This window comes from Nitrospirillum karajorum (assembly GCF_036348415.1).
GTDB lineage: Bacteria > Pseudomonadota > Alphaproteobacteria > Azospirillales > Azospirillaceae > Nitrospirillum > Nitrospirillum amazonense_B.
The window spans coordinates 598695-622219 of record NZ_JAZBQB010000003.1; the positions used below are offsets into that span (position 1 = coordinate 598695).

Below are 23525 nucleotides of genomic sequence, written 5' to 3' on the forward strand. Positions count from 1 at the left end.
CAATGCCGTGACGCCAGCCCCAGAAAGGCCGCCCCACGGGGCCGTTCCATCAACGCCCGAATATCAGGCTTAGGTGAACAGGATCAGGAAGGCGATCAGCAGCGCGAACAGCGCCACGGCTTCGGTCAGCGCGAAGCCCAGAATGCCGATCGGGAACACGGAAGCGCGGGCGGCCGGATTGCGGCCGACGGCGGCGATCAGGTTGGCGAAAATGTTGCCGATGCCGATGCCGACACCAGCCAGGGCGAACATGGCCAGACCGGCGCCGATGAACTTAGCGGCTTGCGGATCCATTATAGACTTCCTCTGTGATGGAACGGTTGAAAGGTGAAGACAGGCTCTACCGACGGTCAACCCGGGCTTAGTGCAGCTCGATGGCGTCGCGGATGTAGAGGCAGGTCAGGATGGTGAAGACGTACGCCTGCAGGAAGGCGACCATGATCTCAAAGCCGATCAGGGCCACGTTGATCGCCACCGGCACGGCGCCGGCCAGCCAGCCGACGGCACCCAGGGCACCGATCATGGTGATCGTGAAGCCGGCAAAGACCTTCAGCATGGTGTGGCCCGCCATCATGTTGGCGAACAGTCGGATGGAGAGGCTGACCGGCCGCATCAAGTAGGAGATGATCTCGATGGGGATCAGGATGGGCGCCAGCGCGATGGGCGCGCCCGAGGGGAAGAAGAAGCTGAAGAAGTGGAAGCCGTGGCGGATCAGCGCCACCAGGGTCACGAACACGAATACCAAGGCCGCCAGCGTGAAGGTCACGATGATGTGGCTGGTAAAGGTGAAGGTGCCGGGGACCATGCCAATCATGTTGCCGAACAGCACGAAGGCGAAGATGGCGAACACCAGCGGGAAGTAGGGGCGCGCCTCGGCGCCCGCGTTGTCCCGCACCATGCCCGATACGAATTCGTACAGCAGCTCCGCCACCGACTGCAGCCGGCCCGGGACCAGCGCGCGCGAGGCGGTGCCGGCCACCAGCAGCCCGGTGATCAGGACGGCGGCGACCACCATGTAGAAGGAAGAATTGGTGAAGGAGACGTCGTGCCCAGCGAGATGCAGAGGAACGATCTGCTCAATGCGAAACTGATGCAGCGGATCAGTGGCCACGATTCCCCTCACCTTCATCCTTGGCGGGGGTGGAGTTGGTTCCGCCCCCTGAATTGGCGTCCGAGCCCGGCCGCCGGTATCCCACCGCGTATCCCATGCCGTTCACGGCCCGGTATACGTTCAACATCGCGGCCGCCGACCCCAGGACGAACATAACGATCAGCCCCCAGGGCGACGTGCCCAGCCAGCGATCGATGACCAAACCGCCACCGACGCCGACCACCATCGCCGCGACCAGCTCGGCGCCGATGCGGAACGCGACACCCAGGAAACCGTTGCCCGCCTCATCTTTCCGCTGTGTGGGAGAGGAAGAGGAAGACTCGGCGCCCCGTCGCGCTTCCCGCAAGCGGGCCTCAAGCTCATCCAAGGAAGGCGGGGGTGTCTGGTCCGTCAAGGTCTAAACCCCTGGAGGTATGCCCCTTCCGCCGCAATGGAGTCGTCGCCATGCGAAAGCGGCGGCACCATACGGGGCGGCCCACCCCCTGTCAAGTCGCAAAAGCACAGGATCAAGTGCATGATTCTAAAGGACTATTTTAGTGCCCCGCGCCGCACGCGCAGGGGTGATGTCCCAAGCTCAGCCCCCGCTCCGCCCGCCACCCTGCGTGGCACCGCCGACCATGCCGGGCTCCGCCCCCGGCGCCAGCACCGTCGCCTCGACGGTGACGGGCGCCGCGGCCTTGAAGCGCAGGGTCAAATGGACGCGCTGACCCACCACCAGCGGCTGGGTCAGGCCCATCAGCATGATGTGCGGCCCATCGGGTTTCAGGGTCACCGTGCCCCCCGCCGGCAGGGCGACACCGTCGATCAGCGGCCGCATGCGGGCGATGCCGTCCACCACCGTGATCACATGCAACTGGGCCATCTTGCCCACGTCGGCGTCGACGCCCACCAGCCGGTCGGCCGGGCCCGCATTGTGCAGCGTGACGAAGGCCACGCCGGCGCGGGCACCGCGGATGGTGGGCCGCGCCCAGGCGGCGGTGGCCTGGACAGCGGGCGCCGGGGCGGCGGCCTCCTGCGCGGACGCGACGGCAGGCAGGGCCGCCGACGCGGCGGCGATCATCAGGGACGCGAGAACGGAACGGACGCGGGCCATGGGCTCAACCCCGGTTCGAGAGAGTGACGGCACGATGTGCCCGGAAGACAGCAGCGGCGCAAGAGGACGGAAGCGCCCAGCCGCCCCGGCCTACTTCCCCGCCGACGCCTTGGCCATGGCCTCGCGGATGCCTTTCACCATGTCCTCCGCCGTGGTGCCCCGGGCGAAGATGGTGGCCAGATGGTTGTCCGGATCCATGAGATAGACGTAGGTGGAATGATCCATGAGGTAATTATCCGGATCGTCGCCGGCGACCTTGGCGGCATAGACCCGCCAGGCGCGCGTCGCCGCCGCCACCTGGGCGGCCGTGCCGGTCAGGCCAACCAGCCGGGGATGGAACTGTGCCACATAGTCGGACAGTTGCTGCGGTGTGTCGCGGCCGGGATCGACGCTGACGAAGATGGGCTGCACCTTGTCGCCCTCCGCCCCCAGCTGGTCCATGGCCTGGGTCATCACCTGCAGTTCCGTGGGGCAGATATCAGGGCAGAAGGTGTAGCCGAAGAACATCAGCCGCCAGAAGCCGGTGTAACTTTTCTCCGTCACCGTCTTGCCCGACTGGTCCACCAGGGTAAAGGGGCCGCCCACGGCCACGCCCGGCACGATCTGGCCGCCACCACCCGAGGCTGGGGCGGCGCCCGTGCTGCTGGCGCTGGACGCCGGGCGCGACGAAGGCGGCGCCCCCAGCCACCAGGCGACCAGGGCCGCGAAGGCGAGGGCCGGCACCAGGGTGACCAGCAAGCGGATCAGACGTTTCTTGGCCATGGGAAATACAGCGCCCGCGCGACGGGAGGGAATGCCTCTTTAACTTAGCGCGCCCCGGCCCTGAAAACAAAGGCGGGCGGCACCCGTCGGCGCCGCCCGCCCCTCTCTCATGACTGCGCCAGGCGCTTTACAGCACGGTCAGCATGCTGGCCACCAGCGGGTGGCGGACGATGTCGCGATCATTCAGGCGAACGACGGCGATGCCCTCCACCGCCTCCAGCCGGCGGGCGATGTCGGCCAGCCCGGACAAGCCATTCAGCAGGTCGGACTGGTCCGGATCGCCCGTCAGGACCATGGTGGAATGCCAGCCCAGGCGGGTCAGCAGCATCTTGATCTGGCCGTAGGTGCAGTTCTGCGCCTCGTCGATCACCACGAAGGAGTTGTTGAGGGTGCGGCCGCGCATGAAGCCCACCGGCGCGATCTCGATGGTGCCCTCCGCCATCAGGGTGCGCAGGCGCTTGCCGCCCAGGCGGTCGTTCAAGGCGTCATACAGCGGGCGCAGGAAGGGGGCCATCTTCTCGCCCATGTCGCCCGGCAGGTAGCCGATGCTCTCCCCCGCCTCGATGGCGGGGCGGGACAGGATGATGCGGTCGACACGGCCGGCCTCCAGCGCTTCCACCGCGCTGGAAATGGCGAGATAGGTCTTGCCCGTGCCCGCCGGGCCCAAGGCCAGCGCCAGATTGTGGGTGGCGATGGCCTCCATCAGCACCTTCTGATTGGGGCTTTGCGGCTTGACCTTGCGCACATAGCTCTGATCCCGCCGCTCCTCCACCGGGTCCCAGCCGGAACTGGCCGGCCCGCCGGCTGCCCCATTGGCCGACCGGCCGGGCATGGCATCGGGGAAAAGCGGGCGCACCTTGTCGGAGCTGGAGCCGCCGGGGGGCACCTTCACTGGACGCTTGGCCATGTCTGTCTCCTCAGTCACACCGGATTGCGCCGCGGGAACACCCGCGGCCTGGTTACTAGGCAGGCAGTAAACCGCGTGCCGGGCGACCCCGGGGGTTGGGACCCCGGGCGCCGGAGACCGGGCACGAAAAAACCGCATCCCCAACTCAACGGGGCATGCGGTTTGGTGAGGGCCATCGCGGGGCGCCGGGCGGGCCGTCCGCATCCAAGTGCGGAAGGCCGGCGTGCGGGTCCGGGGGACGCCGGTCCGGGGGACGATGGGGGCCGATCCTGGATCGATCGTTCGAGGGGCGACGGCGGCGGGGGCATCAGGGGAAGGCCCCTCCCCCGGCGTGCATGTCGTGACAAAGGCAGCGGCGCACAGTTTGGCAACACACCGTTCCGTCATTCTCGAGTGACGACCCTGGTATGCACTCTACCGCAGGTGCGAGCGTCTGTCAGCAATCCATGGGGCATACATGAAAGATTCACACCCCATATGTAGTGCCCCGTCCGGAGTGAGGGGTAGGCCGAGTTGGCGGAGGAGGGCGAGGCCGGCGGAACCGAGTCGGCATCCCCCGAGCCTTGGCCGGCGCCGCCAGGGGCGCCCTCTTTCAAGGCGGATTGCCGCGTTGCGGCGGAAACGGCCCCGTGATTCAAGACGCTGGCTCGCCGACCTCCCGACCCCCATGAGGACTGGCCACCCCGAAGGTGCACTAAGACTCAATAAATATTGTGTGGGCTGGCGCTTTCCGCTCAAAATGTGGATCTGAGGATTCCCTTGACGCCCGCGCCCATCTGGTTTTGAAACGCGCCTTCGATGGGTACGGCCTGGGGCGACGTCCTGCCCGCCCCGGATGAGACCGGGGCCCAGGGACGTGCCCCCGCATTTCGAGGACCCTCTGCCCCCCTGCGGGCGATCGGTGGCTAAGTCCGGCTTCGCCGGGGTCCTTGCCGCATTTCCGGTCGGCGCGGGCGGGTGATGGTCAGGAAGCCAAGGGATTGAAGGGGTCAGGGGCGAGAATGAGCAACCAAGTGGCATTCCGGGACGCGCCGTTCCAACTGCGCGGCAGCAACTTCACCATGATGGTGCTGAAGGTATCCGACCCGCATGCCCAGAATTTCTTTTTCGCCCTGTCGGACAAGGTGCGCCAGGCGCCCAATTTTTTCCGCAATGCGCCGGTAGTGCTGGACCTGGACGATCTTCCGCCGGGACAGGGTTTTGATTTCGAGAATTTCTGCGACCTGCTGCGCACCTTGGGCCTGATCGCCGTGGGCCTGCAGGGCGGTACCCGTGAACAGCAGGAGGCGGCGTTGGCCGTTGGCCTGGCCGTGTTCCCGCAAGGGCGCGCGGCGGCGGATGCGCAGCCGACGGCCCCCCGTCCCGTCGCCTTGGCCGACGCCCCGGCCGCCGCGGCGCCCGCCGCCGCCCCGGCGCACGACCTGCCCTACCAGAAGGCCACCCTGCTGGTCAGGGAGAACGTGCGTTCCGGCCGGCAGCTGTACGCACAAGGCGGCGACCTGGTGGTCATCGGGTCGGTGTCGCCGGGGGCCGAGCTGGTGGCCGATGGCAACATCCATGTCTATGGCTCGCTACGCGGCCGCGCGCTGGCGGGCATGGCGGGCGACCGCAACGCCCGCATCTTCTGCCAAAGCCTGGAGGCGGAGATGGTCTCCATCGCCGGGCTGTACCGGGTGAGCGAGGATCTGGAGAAATCCGTCCTGCGCCGCCAGGTCCAGATCTACCTGGACCAGGGTTTCCTCCACATCGATCCGGTCACCGTCTGACGCACGGCCGGTTTTCCCAGTAACCTTCTTTTCCAAGGGAGACGTTCTTGGCCAAGATCATCGTCATGACATCGGGCAAGGGCGGCGTCGGCAAGACCACCTCATCCGCCGCCTTCGGCACCGGCCTGGCCTTGCGGGGGTTCAAGACCTGCATCATCGATTTCGACGTGGGCCTGCGCAACCTGGACCTGATCATGGGGTGCGAGCGCCGCGTGGTGTTCGACTTCATCAACGTCATCAACGGCGAGGCGCGCCTCAGCCAGGCGTTGATCAAGGACAAACGGGTGGAGAACCTGTACATCCTGCCCACCTCGCAGACCCGCGACAAGGATGCCCTGACCGAGCAAGGCGTCGAGAAGATCTTGGAAGAGCTCAAGAAAGAGTTCGACTACATCATCTGCGACAGCCCGGCCGGCATCGAGCGCGGCGCCCTCATGGCGCTGTACTTCGCCGACCACGCCATCATCGTGACGAACCCCGAGGTCTCCTCGGTGCGGGACAGCGACCGCATCCTGGGCGTCATCCAGGCCAAGTCGCGCCGTGCCGAAAAGGGCGAGTCCCCGGTGCAGGAGCACCTGCTGGTCACCCGCTATGACCCCGAGCGGGTTGAGAAGGGGGAGATGCTGAAGGTCGAGGACGTGCTGGAGATTCTGGCCATCCCGCTGCTGGGCATCATCCCGGAAAGCCCCGCCGTGCTGCGCGCCAGCAACGTCGGCATGCCCGTGGTGCTGGACGACAAGTCCAACGCCGGTCAGGCCTATTCCGACGCCGTCGGCCGCTTCCTGGGCGAAAAGATCGAGCACCGCTTCGTCAAAGTGGAGAAGAAGGGCTTCTTCGACCGGCTGCTGCGGAGGACCGCATGAGCATTTTCGATTTCTTCCGCACGCCCAAGAAGGCGTCCGCGGCCGACCAGGCCAAGGAACGCCTGCAGATCGTCCTGGCCCATGAGCGGGCTGGCCGTGACAGCCCCGACTTCCTGCCCCAGCTGCAGAAAGAGCTGCTGGACGTCATCAAGAAGTACGTCTCCATCGACGACGACAAGGTGGCGGTGAAGCTGGACCGGGCCAGCGGCTATTCCACGCTGGAGGTCAACGTGGAACTGCCCGCCCCAGCCAAGGGGGCGGCCCGCGCCGCCGCCGGCAAGGTCGTCGCGGCCGGAAACGCTTGATCGTTTTCTCTCCGGGCGGCCGCATCCGCGGCCTTGGCTATCCTCGTTCCGCCCTGCGGTGCTCACTCCGGGGCCAGCGGTCGCTGGCCTGAGGAGAGCGGGGTGGATGTGAACTCGGCAAAGGCCGGTCCGTTGGGGCCGGCCTTTGTCGTTCTCAGGCGGCGTCCGCCCGGCTTTCCTGCTGATTAACCATCTGCTGGCGCAGCTTGACCGCCAGCGCCGTGGCCTGGGCGTCGTCGAAACCGTCCAACGCCTCCAGTACCGCCTCCCGCAGCTCGGGATGACGAGCCGCACGGCGCAGGGCCACCAGGCTGTCGGCGTCCACGCCGACATGGTCCATGACCGAAACCAAGGCCGCCACCGTCTCCCGCGTCGGCGCCGCCGTCACCAGCTGCGCCAGATCGGCCCGCACGGTGGGGCGGCCCAGCCGGCCCAAGGCGCAAACCGCGCCAGTGGCCACCGCCCGGTCGGGATCGGCCCGCAAGCGTTCCAGGGCGTCGACGACGGGAAATTCCGCCTGGCGCACGCACCGGCAAGCGGCGGCCCGCGCCGCCGCATCGGCATTGCCCAACAGGCGCAGCAGCACCTTGCGATCCAACGCCACCTCCAGCCGAACGGCGGCGCCCAGCGCCGCCACCTCCACCGGCCCGGCCAAGCCGGCGCCACTCAGCAGGCCGGCGACAATGGCGGTCGCCTGTGGTCCCCCGATGGCGGCCAGCGCATCCAGCACCGCCACCGGCTCCCGTCCACTGAGCCCATAGCCGGCCAAACGCTTGAGGCGCTGCCCCAGCAGGGGAACGGCTGCCGTCAACCGGCGGCGACCCGCCTCCGCGATCAGGGGCAGGGCCTTGCTGAGCGGGGAATCGGGCAGCCGCGCCAACAGGGTAGCGTCGTCCAACTCGGTCGGGGCCGGCTCGGCGGGGGAGCGGGGCCGCAGCGGCGTGGGCGGGTTAAGGGCCGCTGGCGCGGGCGCCCCGAAAAGATCCATCTGAGTCTGAAGGGAGGCGTCGCCCGCCTTGGCCTTGCGTGTCCTGTTCACCATGGTTCCCTCCTGCCCCAGAACGGAACATGATGAGAACATAAGCAGGCACAAATGGCAACATCGTCCCCAACGGCATCACACCTTCACCGGCCTCTCGGCGAAGGTGTGCTCGGGCCCCGGGAAGCGCCGGGCCCGAACGTCCTCGGCATAGGCCTGGGCGGCGGCGCCGACTTGGCTGGCCAGGTCGGCGTAGCGCTTCACGAATTTGGGCGTGAAATCGGCGAACAGACCCAGCATGTCATCCGACACCAGCACCTGGCCGTCGCAGGCGGCGCTGGCGCCGATGCCGATGGTGACCACGGGCACCAACTCAGTCACCTGGCGGGCCAGCGGTTCCACCACCCCCTCGATCACCAGGGAGAAGGCGCCAGCCTCGGCCACGGCCCGGGCATCGCCCAGGATCTTGGCCTGCTCCGCCTCGCTCCGCCCGCGGGCGCGATAGCCGCCCAGGGCGTTCACCGCCTGCGGCGTCAGGCCGACATGGCCCATGACGGGGATGCCCCGGCGCACCAGGAAGTCGATGGTGGGGGCCATCTCCTCCCCCCTTCCAGCTTCACGGCGGCGGCACCCGTCTCCGCCAGGATGCGGGCGGCGGTGCGGAAGGCCTGCTCCGGGCTTTCCTGATAACTGCCGAAGGGCAGGTCCACCACCACGGCGGCACGGGTGGAACCGCGCACGACGGCGGCACCATGGGCCACCATCATGTCGACGGTGACGCCCAGCGTGCTGGGCAGGCCGTACAGGACCATGCCCACGCTGTCGCCCACCAGCAACAGGTCGCAATGCGGATCCAGCAGACCCGCCATGGGGGCGGTGTAGGCCGTCAGGCAAACCACGGGCGTGCCCCCCTTGCGGGCGGCGATGTCAGGCACGCTGAGGCGTTTCACGGCGGTGGTGGCGCTCATCCCGGTACCGATCCTTCGAGGACGTTTCGGGCCGCATCCCTACACCAAAGCGCCGGCAGGCGCCAATGAATGGAGACAAGGTCGCACCGGGCGCAGCACACCCCCACTCGTGACGCGCCGGGAACTTCGCTATGGTCGTCTTTCTTCCTCATCGCTCTTCCCCCGATCCAGTACGAAAAGGCGGCGCATGCAGTCCGCGGTCGACGCGAGCAAAGACAAGTGGCCAGGCCCCTCGGCCGGGTCCACGGCCAGCGTGCCCATAGCCGGCGGGTTCTGGCGTAAGCTGCTGGCCTTCTCCGGCCCCGGGTACCTGGTGGCCGTGGGCTATATGGACCCCGGCAACTGGGCGACCGACATCGCCGGCGGGTCGCGGTTCGGCTACACCCTGCTGTCCGTCATCCTGCTGTCCAGCCTGATGGCCATGCTGCTCCAGGCGCTGTCGGTGCGCCTGGGCATCGCCAGTGGCCGTGACCTGGCGCAGCTGTGCCGGGAGCGCTATGGAGTCCGCACCGCCTTCTTGCTGTGGGTGTTATGCGAGATCGCCATCGTCGCCTGCGACATCGCGGAGGTCATCGGTTCCGCCATCGCGCTGAAACTGCTGTTCGGCCTACCCCTGATCGTGGGCGCCATCATCACCGCCTTCGACAGCCTGTTGATCCTGGCCCTGCAGAATCGAGGGGTGCGCCGGCTGGAGGCCTTCATCCTGGGCCTGATCACCCTAATCGGCCTGTGCTTCCTGGCGGAGGTGGCGTTGAGCCGGCCAGCCTTGGGCGCCGTCCTGGCCGGTTTCGTGCCCACGGCCGACCTGCTGAGCGATCCGGCCAAGCTCTACGTGGCCGTGGGCATCCTGGGCGCCACCGTCATGCCCCACAACCTCTACCTCCATTCCGCCGTGGTGCGCACCCGCGCCTTCAACCAGGATGAGACGGGCCGGCGCGAGGCCATCCGCTTCGCCACGCTGGACAGCACCGTGGCGCTGTCGATCGCCTTTTTCATCAACGCCGGCATCCTGATCCTGGCGGCCGCCGCCTTCCATGGCCAGGCGCTGGTGGACGATATCGAGGAAGCCTACCGCCTGCTGTCCCCCATGCTGGGGGCGCCCCTGGCCAGCTTGCTGTTCGCGGTGGCCCTGCTGGCGGCCGGCCAGAACTCCACGGTCACGGCCACGCTGGCGGGACAGGTGGTGATGGAAGGCTTCGTGGCCCTGCGGCTGAAGCCGGTGTGGCGGCGGTTGGTGACCCGCCTGCTGGCCCTGGTGCCCACGGTACTGGTGTTGGCCCTGGCCGGCGAGTCGGCCGCCACGACGCTGCTGATCTTCACCCAGGTGGTGCTGAGCCTGCAGTTGCCCTTCGCCGTCATCCCCCTGGTCCGGTTTTGCGGCGACCGGCGCATCATGGGCAACCTGATGGCGTCCCGCGCCACGCTGGCTGCCGCCTGGGCGGTGGCGGGCATCATCGTCCTGCTGAACGGGATGCTGATCGTCCAGACGGTCACGGGCTGAGGGCTACAGCCCGAACAGGCGGGACAATGCCTCCTGGTGGGTGACCGGGTCGCTCGGCCGCGCCACCTGCTCGCTCAAGGCGGCGGCGATGCCGGCTATGGGGCCGGACCAGTCGTTCATCCGCGTCTGCCGGAACAGGCGGGCCGTGGGATACCACGGGCTGTCCGTCCGATCGCGCATCCAGCGCCAATCGGGACGGTTGGAGATCAGCAGCCAGACGGGCTTGCCCATGGCGCCGGCCAGATGGGCGACGGAGGTGTCGACGGTGACCACGATGTCCAGGTGCGCGATGACCGCGGCCGTGTCGCCATAGTCTTGCAGGCGACCGCTCAAATCCACCACCTGGCCAGGCGGCAGCTTTTCCACGTCGGCGGCGCGGGGACCGACCTGCAAGCTGTACCAGCGCACACCCGGAACCGCCCAAAGCGGCGCCAGGGCGCCCAGGTCGTGAATGGAGCGGTGGCGGTCACCCCGATGCCCGGGATTGCCGGCCCAGACCAGGCCGGCCCGAAGCGGACGCGCGCGCCCGGTCGTCCGGCTTCCATCCGCCTCCGCCGCGAACCAGCCGCACCAGCGGTCCATGGCCGCGTCCGGCGGCCTCATGTAGGGTATCGCGGCCGGTATGGTTTCCAGGGTCGTGCCCAACAGGTGGGGCAGGCTGAGCAAGGGGGCGTGAACATCGCAGCTGTCCGGCAGCTCATCATCCACCAGCAGGGCGTCCACCCCCGCCACGGTGGACATCACGCCGGCCAGCGCCCGTGGAACGCGCAGCACGATCTTGGACGGTGGGCCGGAACGGCCGGCACCGCCCCACCACCGGCGGTCGGCGTAGCGGCTGAATTGGATGAGATCGCCGATGCCCTGCTCACAATGCAGGATCAAGGCGCGGCCGGTGATGTCCTCCCCCGGGCGCCAGGCCCGTTCGGGCATCACATCCCACAACCTGATCTCATGCCCGTCCCGCAGCCGCCATTCGTATTCCGCCCAGCCTTCCGTCAACTGGCCCATCTGCAGGCAGGCCATTCCCAGGTTCATGTGAGCGGTGGCGAAATCGGGCTTGCAGGCGATGGCCTGGCGCAGCGACGCCTGGGCCTCCGCCATGCGGCCGGCATCCATCAGCACGATCCCCAGGGTGTTGTGCAGGTCGGCGTTCCGGGGGGCCAGCGCCACCCCGCGCACCGCGACGGCGATGGCCTCGTCCTGGTGGTCCAGCCCGTGCAGGGCCGCGGCCGCCACATTCAGCGCCAGTTCATTACCCGGCTGCATCGCCAAACCCTGCCGGGCATAGCCCAGCGCCTCCTCCAGCCAATTCTGGCCCTGGAGGGCGACGGCCAGGCAAACCAGGGCATCAAGGGACTGGGGATTCCGCAGCAAGGCACGGCGCCCCAACGCCTCCACCTCGTCCCAACGCCGACGCTCCATCAGGCAGCCCGAGAGGGCGTGAATGGCATCGGCCAAGCCCCCGTCCAGGTCCAGGGCCCGCTTGAAGGCCTCGATGGCGCCGTCCAAATCCTTCAGATCGCGCAGGGCGATCCCCAGGCAGGCGTGGGCCAACGCCATGTCGGGCCGAAGCTCCAGGGCGCGGCGCGCGGCGGCGGCGGCCTCCGCCAGGAGGCCGGTGGCCTGCAGCGCCATGCTGAGGTTGCACCAGTGGCCGGCTTCGTCTGGCGCCAGGGTCACCGCCCGTCGGTAGGCCGCCACGGCCTCCTCCATCCGCCCCAGGGCTCGCAGCGCGTTCCCCAGGTTCCCCTGCGCATCGGCATAGTCGGGCCACAGGGCCAGCGCCTGGGCATAAGCATCCGCCGCCGGCTGCCAGCGCGCCGCCGCGAAATGGTCATTGCCGGTGACGTTCAAGGCGACCGCCGCGTCGCGCCCCGAAAGCTGCGCCGCCGCCGGCTTTTCGGGACGGGGCGTGGCGGCCGGTGGGGCGCCCGTCCGGGCCAGGGCCAAATCCAGGTTGGCGCGGGCGGCCGGATCGTCCGCTTGCGCCGCCAAGGCGCGCCTGAAAGCGTCAACCGCGGCCTCGCCATAGCCCATGCCCATCAGCGCGACGCCCAGATTGTTCCAGGCGGAGGCGTTATCGGGCGCGGCGGTTACGACACGATGGAAATGGGCCGCCGCCTCTTCCCACCGGCCGTTCACCAGCAAATCATAACCCTCGTCACCCACGACCGCCCCTTTTCCACCGTCTGCCGGTCGCCAACATTGTAATGCAACAGGGCGCCGATGATAGCATCGACGCCCCGTCCATTAGCATTTCCGCAATACTGCGAAAAAGGTCAATCAAACGCCTCGTCCCAGCTGCCGCCGGTGGCGGCCTTGCTGTATTCCGTGGCGCGGTTCTCAAAGAAATTGGCGTGTTCCACGCCGTTCAGCATGACGTCCATCCAGGGCAGCGGGTTCTTTTCCACGCGATAGATGGGCTGCAACTCCAGCTGCACCAGGCGACGGTCAGCGATCCAGCGGATGTACTGCTTCACGTCCTCGGCGGTCAGGCCCTGGACCCCGCCCATCTCGAACGCCAGGTCGATGAAGGCGTCCTCATGCGCCACGATGGTGGAGCAGGCGACGTAGAGTTCCTTCTGGAACGCCTCCGTCCAAATCTCCTGGTTCTCCGCGACGAAGGTGCGGAACAGCCGGATGGCGGATTGGGTGTGCAGCGTCTCGTCACGCACTGACCAGGTCACGATCTGCCCCATGCCCTTCATCTTGTTGAAGCGCGGGAAGTTCATGAGGATGGCGAAGGAGGCGAACAGCTGCAGGCCTTCGGTGAAGGCGCCGAACACCGCCAGGGTCTTGGCGATGTTGGCGGGGTTGTCCACCGTGAATTCCTGCATGTAGTCGTACTTGTCCTTCATCTCCTTGTAGTGGAGGAAGGCGGAGTACTCGACCTCGGGCATGCCGATGGTGTCCAGCAGGTGGCTGTAGGCCGCGATGTGGATCGTCTCGATGTTGGAGAAGGCCGAGAGCATCATCTGCACCTCGGTCGGCTGGAACACCGCCGCGTACTTCTTCATGTAGCAGTTGTTCACCTCGACGTCGGCCTGGGTGAAGAACCGGAAGATCTGGGTCAGCAGGTTGCGCTCGCCATCCGATAGCTTCTGACGCCAGTCCTTCACGTCGTCGGCCAGCGGCACCTCCTCCGGCATCCAATGCAGGCGCTGCTGCGTCAGCCAGGCCTCATAGGCCCACGGATAACGGAAGGGCTTGTAGACGGGGTTCGGGGTCAGAAGCTGGCTGGGCACGGGCGAAATCCGTTCGTCTAAACGTCGTTGGTAAAAGAATCAGAACCAGCCTGACGACTTGGTCAGCGCCTCGAAGGGCGCCATCATCGCCGTCAGGAACTCATCGGCGGTCACTTTGCCGTCATGGTCGGCGTCCCACTGGTCGAACTTGCGCAGCGATTGGGCGCGCAGTTCCTCCCGCGTCACCCGGAAATCGCTGTCGGTGTCGGCCGACATCACGGGATCCAAACCCACCTGCAGCCGCACCCGCGACCCCTGATACCGCTGCCCTTCCGGCGCCGCTTCCACGGAGTCCGGCTGGACGGTGCGGGCCTGGGCCCCGAGTAGGGATGTCACCGGGTGGGGCTGCGGCCGGAAGGGCTGGGACAGGCGGTACTTTTCCAGTTCGGCCGAGGTGATGCTGCCGTCATGGTCCAGGTCGAACAGGTCGAAGCTGCGGTCCGCGTCGGCCAAAACCTCGTCCCGGGTCAGGACGCCGTCGTGGTTGGCGTCCGTCTTGTGGAACCACAGCAACAACACCGTCTTGTACTGCAGCTGGCTGCCCGAGGGCGGTCCCAGGATTTGCCCGGACGGGCTGACCGGCACCAATTGGAGGTAGGGGTTGACGGGCATGTCGTGCCCGCCGCATCCCACCAGACCGACGCCCATGGCGCCCGCCAAGGCGGCCCCGGCCAGTACCCTCAAAACCCGCATGCGACATCCCCGCCAGCATCGATGAACCGACCGGACGACCGGCCCGTTGCGTCGACCGGTGAACCGGTCGATCACTGGCAGGCCAGGCATTCCTCGTAATTGTTCGTTTCCACGGCCGCCGGGGCGCTGGCTTTCGCTTCCGTCTTCTTGGCCACCACGGCGCCGATGTCGGCTTCCGCCCGCTGGATGGACATGGAGCGGAGATAATAGAGGCTCTTCACGCCCTTCTTCCAGGCCTGGAAATGGATCTGGTGCAGATCGCGCTTATGCACGTCGGCCGGCAGGAAGATGTTCAGGCTCTGCGACTGGCAGATAAAGGGGGTGCGGTCGGCCGCATGCTCGATCAGCCAGCGCTGATCCAGCTCGAACGCCGTCTTGAAGATGTCGCGCTCCATGTCCGACAGGAAGTCCAGGTGCTGGACGGAACCGCCGTTCAGCGTGATGGACGACCAGGTGTCCTCGTCATTGCGGCCATAGGTGGCCAGCGTCTGCTCCAGGTACTTGTTACGCACCGAGAACGACCCGGACAGGGTCTTGTGGTTGAAGGCGTTGGCCGCCAGCGGCTCGATGCCCGGCGAGGCGCCGCCGCAGATGATGGAGATGCTGGCGGTGGGCGCGATGGCGATCTTGTTGGAGAAGCGCTCCTCCGAGCCATAGTCGGCGGCGTCGGGGCACGGGCCGCGTTCGCGACCGAGCTTCAGCGACGCCTCGTCGGCCTGGCGCTTGATGTGGGCGAACATGCGCTTGTTCCACACCTTGGCCATGACGCCCTCGAGCGGCAGGCCCTGGCTTTGCAGGAAGCTGTGGTAGCCCATGACACCCAGGCCCACCGAGCGCTCCCGCATGGCGGAATAGCGCGCGCGCTCCATATCGTCCGGCGCCTTCTCGATGAAGTCGCTCATGACGTTGTCGAGGAAGCGCAGCGTGTCCTCGATGAAGGTGGGGTGGTCCTGCCACTCCAGGAAGTATTCCAAATTCAGCGACGACAGGCAGCATACAGCCGTCCGCTCCTTGCCCAGCTGGTCCAGCCCCGTGGGCAGCGTGATCTCGCTGCACAGATTGGACATCTTCACCGACAAGCCGGCCAGCTTGTGGTGCTCGGGCATGGCGCGGTTCACATGGTCGATGAACAGCAGGTAGGGCTCACCCGTCTCGATGCGGGCGGTCAAGATGCGGATCCACAAGGACCGCGCGGAAATGCGGCGGATGACCGAGCCGTCCTTGGGGCTGGTCAGTGCCCACTCCCCGTCCGCCTCGACCGCACGCATGAAGGCGTCGGGGATGACCACGCCGTGATGCAGGTTCAGCGCCTTGCGGTTCGGGTCGCCGCCGGTGGGGCGGCGCATCTCGATGAATTCCTCGATCTCGGGATGCGAGACCGGCAGGTAGGTGGCGGCCGAACCGCGGCGCAGGCTGCCCTGGCTGATGGCCAGGGTCAGGCTGTCCATGACGCGGATGAAGGGCACGACGCCGGAAGTCTTGCCATTGCCGCCGACCTTCTCACCGATGGAGCGCAGGTTGCCCCAGTAGCTGCCGATGCCGCCCCCGCGCGAGGCCAGCCAGACATTTTCGTTCCAGAGGTCGACGATGCCCTTCAGGCTGTCGTTGCACTCGTTGAGGAAGCAGCTGATGGGCAGGCCGCGCGAGGTGCCGCCGTTGGACAGCACGGGCGTGGCCGGCATGAACCACAGCTTGGAAATGTAATCATACAGGCGCTGGGCATGGGCCGCGTCGTCGGCGTAATAGCTGGCCACGCGCGCGAACAGATCCTGGAAGCTTTCACCGGGCAACAGGTAGCGGTCGGTCAAGGTGGCCTTGCCGAACGCCGTCAACAGATCGTCACGGGAATGATCCACAACGACCGCCGGACGGTTAGCAACTTGAATCCTGCCGAAAACGTCTCCGTCCCGCATGACTTATCCCCAGGCTGTGTATGAATTGCGCTGTGGATAACCGAGGACCGGACACCACATCTAGCGGCAACGAGCGCTGATCCTACCAAATCGTGACAGCCCGCCAACTGAATTTAAGGAATAGGACTCAAAAAAATTTGTTGCACGGCGCCGGTGTTGCCGTTCAGCCGCGAAACGCCCCGCTGTGTCGGAATTTCCCAGGCAAACCGCGGCCCGCATGCACTATCCTAGAGCGGGCCATGGTTAACGACGGCGCGGCCTTCCCGCGGGGCGGGCGGGCCACCCTGTACCCTGGAGATAGCCTGATGTTCATCGCGTGCTCGAATCTCATCGTCCCCAACCCCCCTATATCTTGTGCGGGAATCGCCGTGGGGGACATAGATGGTGATGGCCGCTTCGATTTCGTGGTGATTTGCGCCGACGCGCCCAATCGGGTGCTAAGCTGGGACGGCGGCGCCCTGGTGGAGCATCCCGCCGGCCCCCTGGCCGACGCCAGGGCGTGCGCCCGGGCCGCGCTGTTCGCCGACATGGACGGCGACGGACGCGAAGAGCTCTACATATTGAACGATCCGACGGCGCCAGGGGTGGCCGGCGCCCTGCCCACCCCGGACCGGCTGTTCGCCTGCTTCGGCAACCGCTGGGTCGACCTGGCCGCCCTGCCGGAGAATTTCGCCGCCGCCAACCGGGCACCCGGCACCACGCTGGCCTGCCTGGATCGCCTGGGCAGTGGCCGCTATGGCATCGTCGTCGGCGGCCAGGGCACGCCGCTGCAATTGTTCGAGCTGGATCGCCGCGGGCGCCTGCGCGAAATGGCCGAGGAGGCCGGGCTGGATATCGAGGCCGATGCCCGCCTGTTGCTGGGCTCCTGCCTCACCGGCTCATTGCCGGACCTGTTCGTCGGCTGCGCCAACGGCCCCAACCTGCTGTTCCGCAACCTGGGTGGCGGCCAGTATGAGGAGGTCGCGGAAGAGTTGGGGCTGGACGACCCCATCGCAACGGCAAGCGCCGCCACCATCCTGGACGCCGACGGCGACGGCTTGGTGGACCTGGTCCTGGGCACCGTCGATGGGGCGCAGCGCCTGTTCCAGCATCGCGCGGGCGGTGGATTCGTCGACGTCACGCCGTCGGAAATGGCACAGCCGGGCCCCGTGCGCGCCGTCATCGCCGCGGACTTCGATAACGACGGCTATGAGGAGCTGTTCTTCAACCTTCATGGCCAGCCCAACCGGCTGTTCGCCTGGCGGGAAGACCGCTGGGTTTCCATCGATGTGGGCGACGCCGCGGAACCGGATGGCCTGGGCACGGCCGCCGTCGTGGCCGACATCGATGGCGACGGCCAGCTGGAACTGCTGCTGGGCCATGGCGATGGCGAGGCGCAGCCCCTCTCGCTGTTCCTGGCCTCCCCCACCGGCAACAACTGGCTGCGCGTCCTACCCCTGACGGCGGGCGGGGCGCCGGCCCGCGGCGCCACCGTCTGCCTGACGGCGGGCGGCCGGCGCCAGCTGCGCAGCATCACCAGCGGATCGGGCGGTCCTTATCAGCGCGAGCCGGTGGCCCACTTCGGACTGGGGGATCTCACCCAGGTGGACCTGCTGGAGGTCACCTGGCCCGATGGCGCCACGCTGAAGCTGGAACAGCCCGACCTGTGCCGGCTCATGGTGGTGCATCACCCCAGCCTGGGGCAGCAGCCGACCTGCTGACCCCCGGCAGGTGGCCCCTGCCGTCAGGACGGCGCCACCACCGGCGCCGACCGGCGGGTGCGGCCCAGGGTCAGCCCGTAGAACCGGGCCACCATGACGGCATAGGCGCCCCAGGCGACGCCATAGAGGCCGACGCTGACGGCATAGCTGGCCGCGATCTCGACGGGATCGGTCAGGCGGCTGAAGACCAGGGTGATCAGGGACGGCAGCACGGTCAGCAGGCTGAGCGCCGTCAGCCGCAGAGAAACCCCACGGGTGGCGACCCAGCCTTGGCGGAACGAGGCGACGCCACCGACCGCCAGGGGCACCACCCCCACCATCAGGCGGCCGTAGATGCCCGCCATGACCAGGACCGGCGGCAGCGCGGCCATCACGGCCAGGCCGTTCATGGCCGACGTCGGCATCTCCATCCCCAGCGCCACCAGGGCGCTTTGGATCAGGCTCAGCAACGGCAGCAGGAAGAGCAGGACCGGCAAGGTGGTCACGGCCGCCGCCAACGACCAGGTGAAATAGGCCAGTTCGCGACGCCCCAGGCTGGGGCTGAGAAAGGCCACGCGATCATCGGCCAGCAGCACCCACCGCGCCCACCACACCTGCATGCGGATGAAAAACCAGGCATTGAAGAAGGTGGGAATGAGGTAGAGGGGCAGGACCTCGTTTTCCCACGCGTCCTCCAGCGCCGGGTTGGCCGGCCGCGGATAGGTCAACGCCAGGATGACGTACAACGCCATCATCACCAGGGCCGGCATCCCGGCGAAACGCGCGGTCCGTCCAGGGTCGGACAAGACCTCCCGGAACGCGGCCGCCGCCTCATGCCAAACCACCGGCTTGCGCCGTCCATCCTCCATCACCACCCAACCCTCGACTACCGTCCCGCCGCCCCCGAGAATGCCGGATCGCACCGGCCGTGGCGAAGCGTTATGTTGCCGCGCCCCGCCGGCGGCGGCACCTTTCGCCAAGGTATATCCTGATGCCCCAGCCTGTTCTCGTCATCCGTGCCGAAACTTTCCCCATCCGCGGCACCTTCCGCATCTCCCGCGGCGCCAAGACGGAGGCCCGGGTGGTTGTGGCGGAGGTGACCGCGGAGGGACCGCGCGGCCCTGTCACCGGCCGGGGCGAATGCGTGCCCTATGCCCGCTATGGTGAGACGGTGGCGGGGGTGATGGCGGCGCTGGACGCCCAGGCCGCTGCCGTCGCCACCGGGTTGACCCGCGCGGAATTGCAGAGGCGCATGCCGCCGGGCGCGGCGCGCAACGCGCTGGACTGCGCCCTGTGGGATTTAGAGGCCAAGCTGACGGGCACGCCGGCCTGGCGCCTGGCCGGGTTGGCGGCGGCGCCGGGCCCCCTGTCCACCGCCTTCACCCTGTCGGTGGACACGCCCGAAAACATGGGTCGGGCGGCGGCGGCGGCCAGGCACTACCCCTTGCTCAAACTGAAGCTGACGGGGGACGGGGATCTGGAGCGGGTGGCGGCGGTGCGGGAAAACGCGCCCCTGTCCCGACTGATGGTGGACGCCAACGAGGGCTGGAGCCTGGATCAACTGGACCGTTACGCCCCGCGCCTGGCGGCCTTGGGCGTGGAACTGCTGGAGCAGCCCCTGCCGGCCGGCCGTGACGCGGACTTGACCAACTACAGGTGCCCCATCCCCCTGGGCGCCGACGAGTCCGTGCATGGCCTGGACAGCCTGGCGGCCCTGGTGGGCCGCTATCAGGTGGCCAACATCAAGTTGGACAAGACCGGCGGCCTGACCGAGGCGCTGGCCCTGAAGGCGGCATGCGAGGCGGCGGGCCTGCAGGTCATGGTGGGATGCATGGTGGCCACCTCCCTCTCCATGGCGCCGGCGCACCTGCTGGCCCAGGGCGCCGCGTTCGTGGATCTGGACGGCCCACTGCTGCTGGCCCGGGACCGGTCGCCGGGCATCGCCTATGACGGCACCACGGCCGCGCCGCCGTTGCCGGATCTGTGGGGATAAAGGCCGCGGCGGGCTTCGGCCGGCCGGCGGTCCCCCGCGACCCTTTCCCGCACCCCCGCCAAATGGCCTCCCCCTGCGGGCCTACGCCCAAGGGCGCACTTCGCTTTTGGCCTAAAAGAGGATTAACTCCCAGCCTGGCAAGTAAAACGTCTGGTAGGGCTATGTTAAATCGCATTCTGGGCCGGGAGCCGGGAGAGCAGCGGGAAGAATTGGCCCGCCTGCGCGCCGAAAACGCCGCGCTCAAGGCTGAAAACGCCTTACTGAACCGCCTGTCGGCCCCAGCACCCTTGCTGGCGTTCGTTCAGGACGGCGACTTGCGTTATGTTTGGGCCAAGGGTCCGGTGGCCGCCTTCGGTCCCGGCGTACTGGGCCTGACCGACCTGGACATCCGCAACGGCCGCGGAAAAAGCGCCGAAGGCTTCACCACCCTGCACGCCATCAAGGGCCGCATCCTGGAAACCGGCCGGGGTGAGCGGCACATGTTCCGCCTGGAAATCCCCGGCGAGACGGAAAGCCGCTTGTACGACCTGGTGCTGGAGCCCCATCGCGAGGCCGATGGCCGCGTCGTCGGCATCGTCGGCCTGGGCCTGGACATCACGGTGGAGGCGGCACGCCGCGGCGCCGTGGCCCTGGCCGAGGCGCAGGCGGTGAAGGCGGAGGCGGAACGCGCCAACCGGGCCAAGTCCCGCTTCCTGGCCGCCGCCAGCCATGACCTGCGCCAGCCGTTCCAGGCCATGCGCCTGTTCCTGCACCTGCTGGAGGCCCGCCTTACCGAGGATGCCCAGCGCGACCTGGCGGCCAAGCTGACGGAGTCGCTGGACGCCACCGAGGATCTGCTGAACGCCCTGGTCCAGATCTCGGCGCTGGAGGCGGCGACCGTCACGCCCACGCCGACGCGCTTTGCCCTGTCCACGGTGATGGAACGGCTGGCCGGGGAGTTCAGGCCGTTGGCCGCGGCCAACGGCGTCCGCCTGCGCTGCGTCGGTACCAGCGCCCAGGTCGACAGCGACCCGGTGCTGATCGACCGCATGGTGCGCAACCTGATCGTCAACGCCGTGCGCCACACCCGCGAGGGCGGCATCCTCATCGGCTGCCGCCGGCAAGGGGGCAGCGTGCAGTTGCAGGTGTGGGACACCGGCTGCGGCATCCCGGCGGACCAGTTGCCCTTCATCTTCGATGAATTCTATCGGGGCGACACGGCGGCCTGCCCCGCCGGCGGCCCGGCGAAAGGCGCCCACAACAAGCGGGACACCCAGCACGGGCTGGGCCTGGGCCTGGCCATCGTCAAGAAGACGGCGACCCTGCTGGGGTTGACCGTCACGGTCGTCTCGACGCCCAACCGGGGCTCCGGCTTCACCATCACCCTGCCCCTGGCTGAACCGGCCCGGCCCGCCGCCGCCCCTCTCGCCTTGGGGGCCACCCTGGGGCCCGTCCTGGTCACCGGGGCGCGGCCCACGGCCGACACGCCGGTCGCCGACACCCCGGTCAGGGAACCCCCGTCCGCCCCACCCCCGATGCGGGAGCCCGCCGGCGAACCGCCGGTGACGGAGCCCCCGGAAAAGGAACCCGCCAAGGAAAAGGAAACACCGGCCGGCCAGACCGGGCAGCCAGCCGGGGGCGGCCCGCTGGTGGCCTTGCTGGAGGACGACCCGCTGCAGTTGGCGGCGTTGGAGGCCATGGTGGAGGATTGGGGCTGCATACCCCTGGCCGCCCCGACGCCCGAGGCGCTGTTCGAGGGGCTGGCCAAGGCCGGGGCGGCGCCGCGCCTGGTCATTTCCGACAACCGCCTGCCGGGGAATCGGCGCGGCATGGACATCATCGCCGACATCCGGGCCCGCTACGGCGCCGACGTGGGCGGCATGCTGGTCACGGGGGACACCGACCCCCAGTTGATGGAGCAGGCCGCCGCTGTGGACGTGGTCGTGGCCCACAAGCCCATCGCCCCACCCCGCCTGCAGCGCATGGTGGCGGACGCGCTGGCGCACGGGACTGGGCATCATGGGACCGGAGATCGTGGGACGGGCGGCGGCCAAGGGGCCACCGCACCGGGCCCGGGCGTCAGTCCCGGAAATTCTCGTATTGCAGGGGCTGTTCGATCTTGAGGCCCTTCACCAGGCGGATGGCGTCCTGAAGATCGTCGATCTTCTTGCCGGTGACGCGCAGCTCTTCACCCTGGATGGCGGCCTGAACCTTCATCTTGCTGTCCTTGATGGCCTTGACGATGGTCTTGGCCAGTTCCTTGTCGATGCCCTGCTTGACCTTGACTTCCTGACGGCGGGCATCGCCGGCGGCGCGTTCGTCGGTGCCCCAATCCAGGCATCCCACATCCAGCTTGCGCCGGGTCAGATGCACCTTCAGCATTTCCTGCATCTGCGACAGCTTGGGCGCGTCATCGGCCACGATGGTGATGACGTTGTCCTTGTGCTCGATGGTGCACTTGGCGCCCTTGAAGTCGAAGCGCTGGCCCAGTTCACGCACCACGCCGGCCACGGCGTTGTCCACCTCGGCTTTGTCGGTCTTGGAAACGATATCGAAGGACGGCATGGCAATCAGGCTCCCACATAAACGGTGATCAACGGCGCCGCAGCGATGGCGCACCTTCCCCGGTTTTAGCACGCCCCCACGGCCCGGCGCACCCCCGGGCGCGGGAGGCGCCCGCGCAAAGGTGGGACGCGTCGTCCGGGCGCAACACCTGCCCGTGTTTCTGTGGCCGGGCCCCAAGATTTTGTTGCGATACGCCAGGGGGCGGGTCAAACATACCGCATGCGGAAAGGTCCGGCCTTTCCAGGCGCCGCCGTGCGCGGAACGCGGTTGCGCTGCGGAATGGCGATGCACGCGCAAGCAGAGTCCACACACAGAGTTCACACAGTTTTTCGGGCGGATTTAGTCTCATGGATCGCAGGGCCATACTCCGGCTTGCCGTCGGAATACCGTTCCTGGGCGTCGGCGGCATCGTCCGCCCAGGACAGGCCGAGCATCTGGTGAAGCCGGTCGCGGCCGCCGCCCGCCCCCCTGCGGCCCTGCGGACGCCCCGGCTGGTGATGATCGATCCCGGCCATGGCGGCAAGGACCCGGGCGCCATCGGCCACGCGGGCACCTATGAAAAGGACGTGACGCTGGACCTGGCCAAGGAGCTGGCCCTGCAACTGCGCAAGACCCAGGGCCTTAACGCCGGCCTGACCCGAGAGGACGACCACTTCCTGGAGTTGGGGGAGCGGGTGGACGTCGCGCGGGAGGCGAAGGCCGACCTGTTCCTGTCCATCCATGCCGACAGCGCGCCCAACGCCAACGCGCGGGGCCTGTCCGCCTACACCCTGTCGGAAAAGGCGTCGGACGCCTTCTCCCAGGCGCTGGCGGACAAGGAGAACTATGCCGACCGCCTGGGCCTGGACCTGAAGCACACCAAGCCGGTGGTGGCCGATATCCTGATGGACCTGGCCACCCGGCGCACCAAGGCGGCCTCGCTGGTCGCCCGCCAGGGTATCGTGCGCGGTGCCGGCCGCGACCTGCGCCTGCTGGAAAACCCCATGCGCTCCGCCAACTTCGTGGTGTTGAAGGCGCCGGACATCCCCTCAGTCCTGGTGGAGACGGGCTTCCTGTCCAACCGCCAGGATGAGGCGCTGCTGCGCGACCCGGCCCAGCGCAAGCGTATCGCCGGCATCCTGGCGCGGGAGTTGGCGACCTTGCTCGCCTCCCCTACTTTCGCCTGATTTCCTTTTTAGCCTGTCGACGCGCATTTCCAAAAAA

General features: G+C 67.8%; 21 protein-coding genes and 1 pseudogene. 8 read left to right on the forward strand and 14 right to left on the reverse strand.

The annotated features are described in order from the left end of the window. Window positions 1-69 precede the first annotated feature (69 nt). The 6 genes from UCD39_RS16370 to UCD39_RS16395 all read right to left on the reverse strand — a co-directional run bounded on the left by UCD39_RS16370 (window position 70) and on the right by UCD39_RS16395 (window position 3873). Entirely contained in the window at window positions 70-294 is a 225-nt protein-coding gene (locus UCD39_RS16370; protein WP_145736003.1) for an ATP synthase subunit C family protein, read from the reverse strand. 67 nt (window positions 295-361) lie between these two features. Further along, the gene (locus UCD39_RS16375) at window positions 362-1111 is read right to left on the reverse strand and encodes a F0F1 ATP synthase subunit A (RefSeq protein WP_330496998.1); all 750 of its coding nucleotides are present in this window, start codon (window positions 1109-1111) and stop codon (window positions 362-364) included. Then, complete coding sequence (locus UCD39_RS16380) at window positions 1101-1478, reverse strand: AtpZ/AtpI family protein (protein ID WP_330496999.1); 378 nt, start codon at window positions 1476-1478, stop codon at window positions 1101-1103. Before UCD39_RS16380 ends, UCD39_RS16375 begins: the two co-directional genes overlap by 11 nt. A gap of 207 nt (window positions 1479-1685) precedes the next feature. Next, on the reverse strand, window positions 1686-2204 hold the full coding sequence (locus UCD39_RS16385) for a copper chaperone PCu(A)C (RefSeq protein ID WP_330497000.1): 519 nt from the start codon (window positions 2202-2204) through the stop codon (window positions 1686-1688). A 90-nt stretch (window positions 2205-2294) separates the two neighbouring features. Then, on the reverse strand, window positions 2295-2966 hold the full coding sequence (locus UCD39_RS16390; protein ID WP_330497001.1) for an SCO family protein: 672 nt from the start codon (window positions 2964-2966) through the stop codon (window positions 2295-2297). A 127-nt stretch (window positions 2967-3093) separates the two neighbouring features. Further along, entirely contained in the window at window positions 3094-3873 is a 780-nt protein-coding gene (locus tag UCD39_RS16395) for a PhoH family protein (protein WP_186456035.1), read from the reverse strand. A 1001-nt stretch (window positions 3874-4874) separates the two neighbouring features. On the opposite strand from UCD39_RS16395, the gene minC reads away from it, so the two are divergent. The 3 genes from minC to minE are packed head-to-tail and all read left to right on the forward strand — an operon-like array spanning window position 4875 to window position 6807. Then, on the forward strand, window positions 4875-5639 hold the full coding sequence (gene minC / locus UCD39_RS16400; RefSeq protein ID WP_330497002.1) for a septum site-determining protein MinC: 765 nt from the start codon (window positions 4875-4877) through the stop codon (window positions 5637-5639). 47 nt (window positions 5640-5686) lie between these two features. Next, complete coding sequence (minD, locus tag UCD39_RS16405) at window positions 5687-6502, forward strand: septum site-determining protein MinD (RefSeq protein ID WP_145735995.1); 816 nt, start codon at window positions 5687-5689, stop codon at window positions 6500-6502. Next, on the forward strand, window positions 6499-6807 hold the full coding sequence (gene minE, locus UCD39_RS16410; RefSeq protein ID WP_330497003.1) for a cell division topological specificity factor MinE: 309 nt from the start codon (window positions 6499-6501) through the stop codon (window positions 6805-6807). The genes minD and minE overlap by 4 nt, the downstream gene beginning before the upstream one ends. A gap of 154 nt (window positions 6808-6961) precedes the next feature. Here the strand turns inward: minE and UCD39_RS16415 are convergent, their stop codons facing one another. Continuing rightward, on the reverse strand, window positions 6962-7849 hold the full coding sequence (locus UCD39_RS16415) for a hypothetical protein (RefSeq protein ID WP_330497004.1): 888 nt from the start codon (window positions 7847-7849) through the stop codon (window positions 6962-6964). A gap of 75 nt (window positions 7850-7924) precedes the next feature. After that, window positions 7925-8754 (reverse strand): annotated as a pseudogene (gene panB, locus UCD39_RS16420) (3-methyl-2-oxobutanoate hydroxymethyltransferase). 187 nt (window positions 8755-8941) lie between these two features. On the opposite strand from panB, the gene UCD39_RS16425 reads away from it, so the two are divergent. Beyond that, window positions 8942-10255: an Nramp family divalent metal transporter gene (locus tag UCD39_RS16425; RefSeq protein ID WP_330497005.1), complete on the forward strand. Its 1314-nt coding sequence runs from the start codon at window positions 8942-8944 to the stop codon at window positions 10253-10255. A 3-nt stretch (window positions 10256-10258) separates the two neighbouring features. On the opposite strand, the gene UCD39_RS16430 is transcribed toward UCD39_RS16425, so the two are convergent. The 4 genes from UCD39_RS16430 to UCD39_RS16445 form a co-directional block, all read right to left on the reverse strand. Then, window positions 10259-12424: a tetratricopeptide repeat protein gene (locus UCD39_RS16430; protein WP_330497006.1), complete on the reverse strand. Its 2166-nt coding sequence runs from the start codon at window positions 12422-12424 to the stop codon at window positions 10259-10261. 110 nt (window positions 12425-12534) lie between these two features. After that, complete coding sequence (locus UCD39_RS16435) at window positions 12535-13500, reverse strand: ribonucleotide-diphosphate reductase subunit beta (RefSeq protein WP_145735985.1); 966 nt, start codon at window positions 13498-13500, stop codon at window positions 12535-12537. Between the two features lie 39 nt (window positions 13501-13539). After that, window positions 13540-14193, reverse strand: a complete 654-nt coding sequence (locus tag UCD39_RS16440) for an EF-hand domain-containing protein (RefSeq protein WP_330497007.1) — start codon at window positions 14191-14193, stop codon at window positions 13540-13542. Between the two features lie 71 nt (window positions 14194-14264). Next, entirely contained in the window at window positions 14265-16106 is a 1842-nt protein-coding gene (locus UCD39_RS16445; protein ID WP_145735981.1) for a ribonucleoside-diphosphate reductase subunit alpha, read from the reverse strand. 368 nt (window positions 16107-16474) lie between these two features. On the opposite strand from UCD39_RS16445, the gene UCD39_RS16450 reads away from it, so the two are divergent. Next, window positions 16475-17806, forward strand: a complete 1332-nt coding sequence (locus tag UCD39_RS16450; protein WP_330497008.1) for a CRTAC1 family protein — start codon at window positions 16475-16477, stop codon at window positions 17804-17806. A gap of 23 nt (window positions 17807-17829) precedes the next feature. Here UCD39_RS16450 and UCD39_RS16455 read toward each other — a convergent pair whose 3' ends face one another. Beyond that, entirely contained in the window at window positions 17830-18657 is an 828-nt protein-coding gene (locus UCD39_RS16455) for a hypothetical protein (RefSeq protein ID WP_330497009.1), read from the reverse strand. A gap of 119 nt (window positions 18658-18776) precedes the next feature. On the opposite strand from UCD39_RS16455, the gene dgcA reads away from it, so the two are divergent. Together dgcA and UCD39_RS16465 are read left to right on the forward strand one after the other, a co-directional pair. Beyond that, the gene (gene dgcA / locus UCD39_RS16460) at window positions 18777-19778 is read left to right on the forward strand and encodes an N-acetyl-D-Glu racemase DgcA (protein ID WP_330497010.1); all 1002 of its coding nucleotides are present in this window, start codon (window positions 18777-18779) and stop codon (window positions 19776-19778) included. A gap of 161 nt (window positions 19779-19939) precedes the next feature. Next, entirely contained in the window at window positions 19940-21880 is a 1941-nt protein-coding gene (locus UCD39_RS16465; RefSeq protein WP_330497011.1) for a hybrid sensor histidine kinase/response regulator, read from the forward strand. On the opposite strand, the gene UCD39_RS16470 is transcribed toward UCD39_RS16465, so the two are convergent. After that, complete coding sequence (locus UCD39_RS16470; RefSeq protein ID WP_330497012.1) at window positions 21837-22322, reverse strand: YajQ family cyclic di-GMP-binding protein; 486 nt, start codon at window positions 22320-22322, stop codon at window positions 21837-21839. The genes UCD39_RS16465 and UCD39_RS16470 overlap by 44 nt on opposite strands. 347 nt (window positions 22323-22669) lie before the next feature. Here UCD39_RS16470 and UCD39_RS16475 point away from each other — a divergent pair, with 347 nt between their 5' ends. Continuing rightward, complete coding sequence (locus UCD39_RS16475) at window positions 22670-23488, forward strand: N-acetylmuramoyl-L-alanine amidase family protein (protein ID WP_145735969.1); 819 nt, start codon at window positions 22670-22672, stop codon at window positions 23486-23488. Window positions 23489-23525 lie beyond the last annotated feature (37 nt).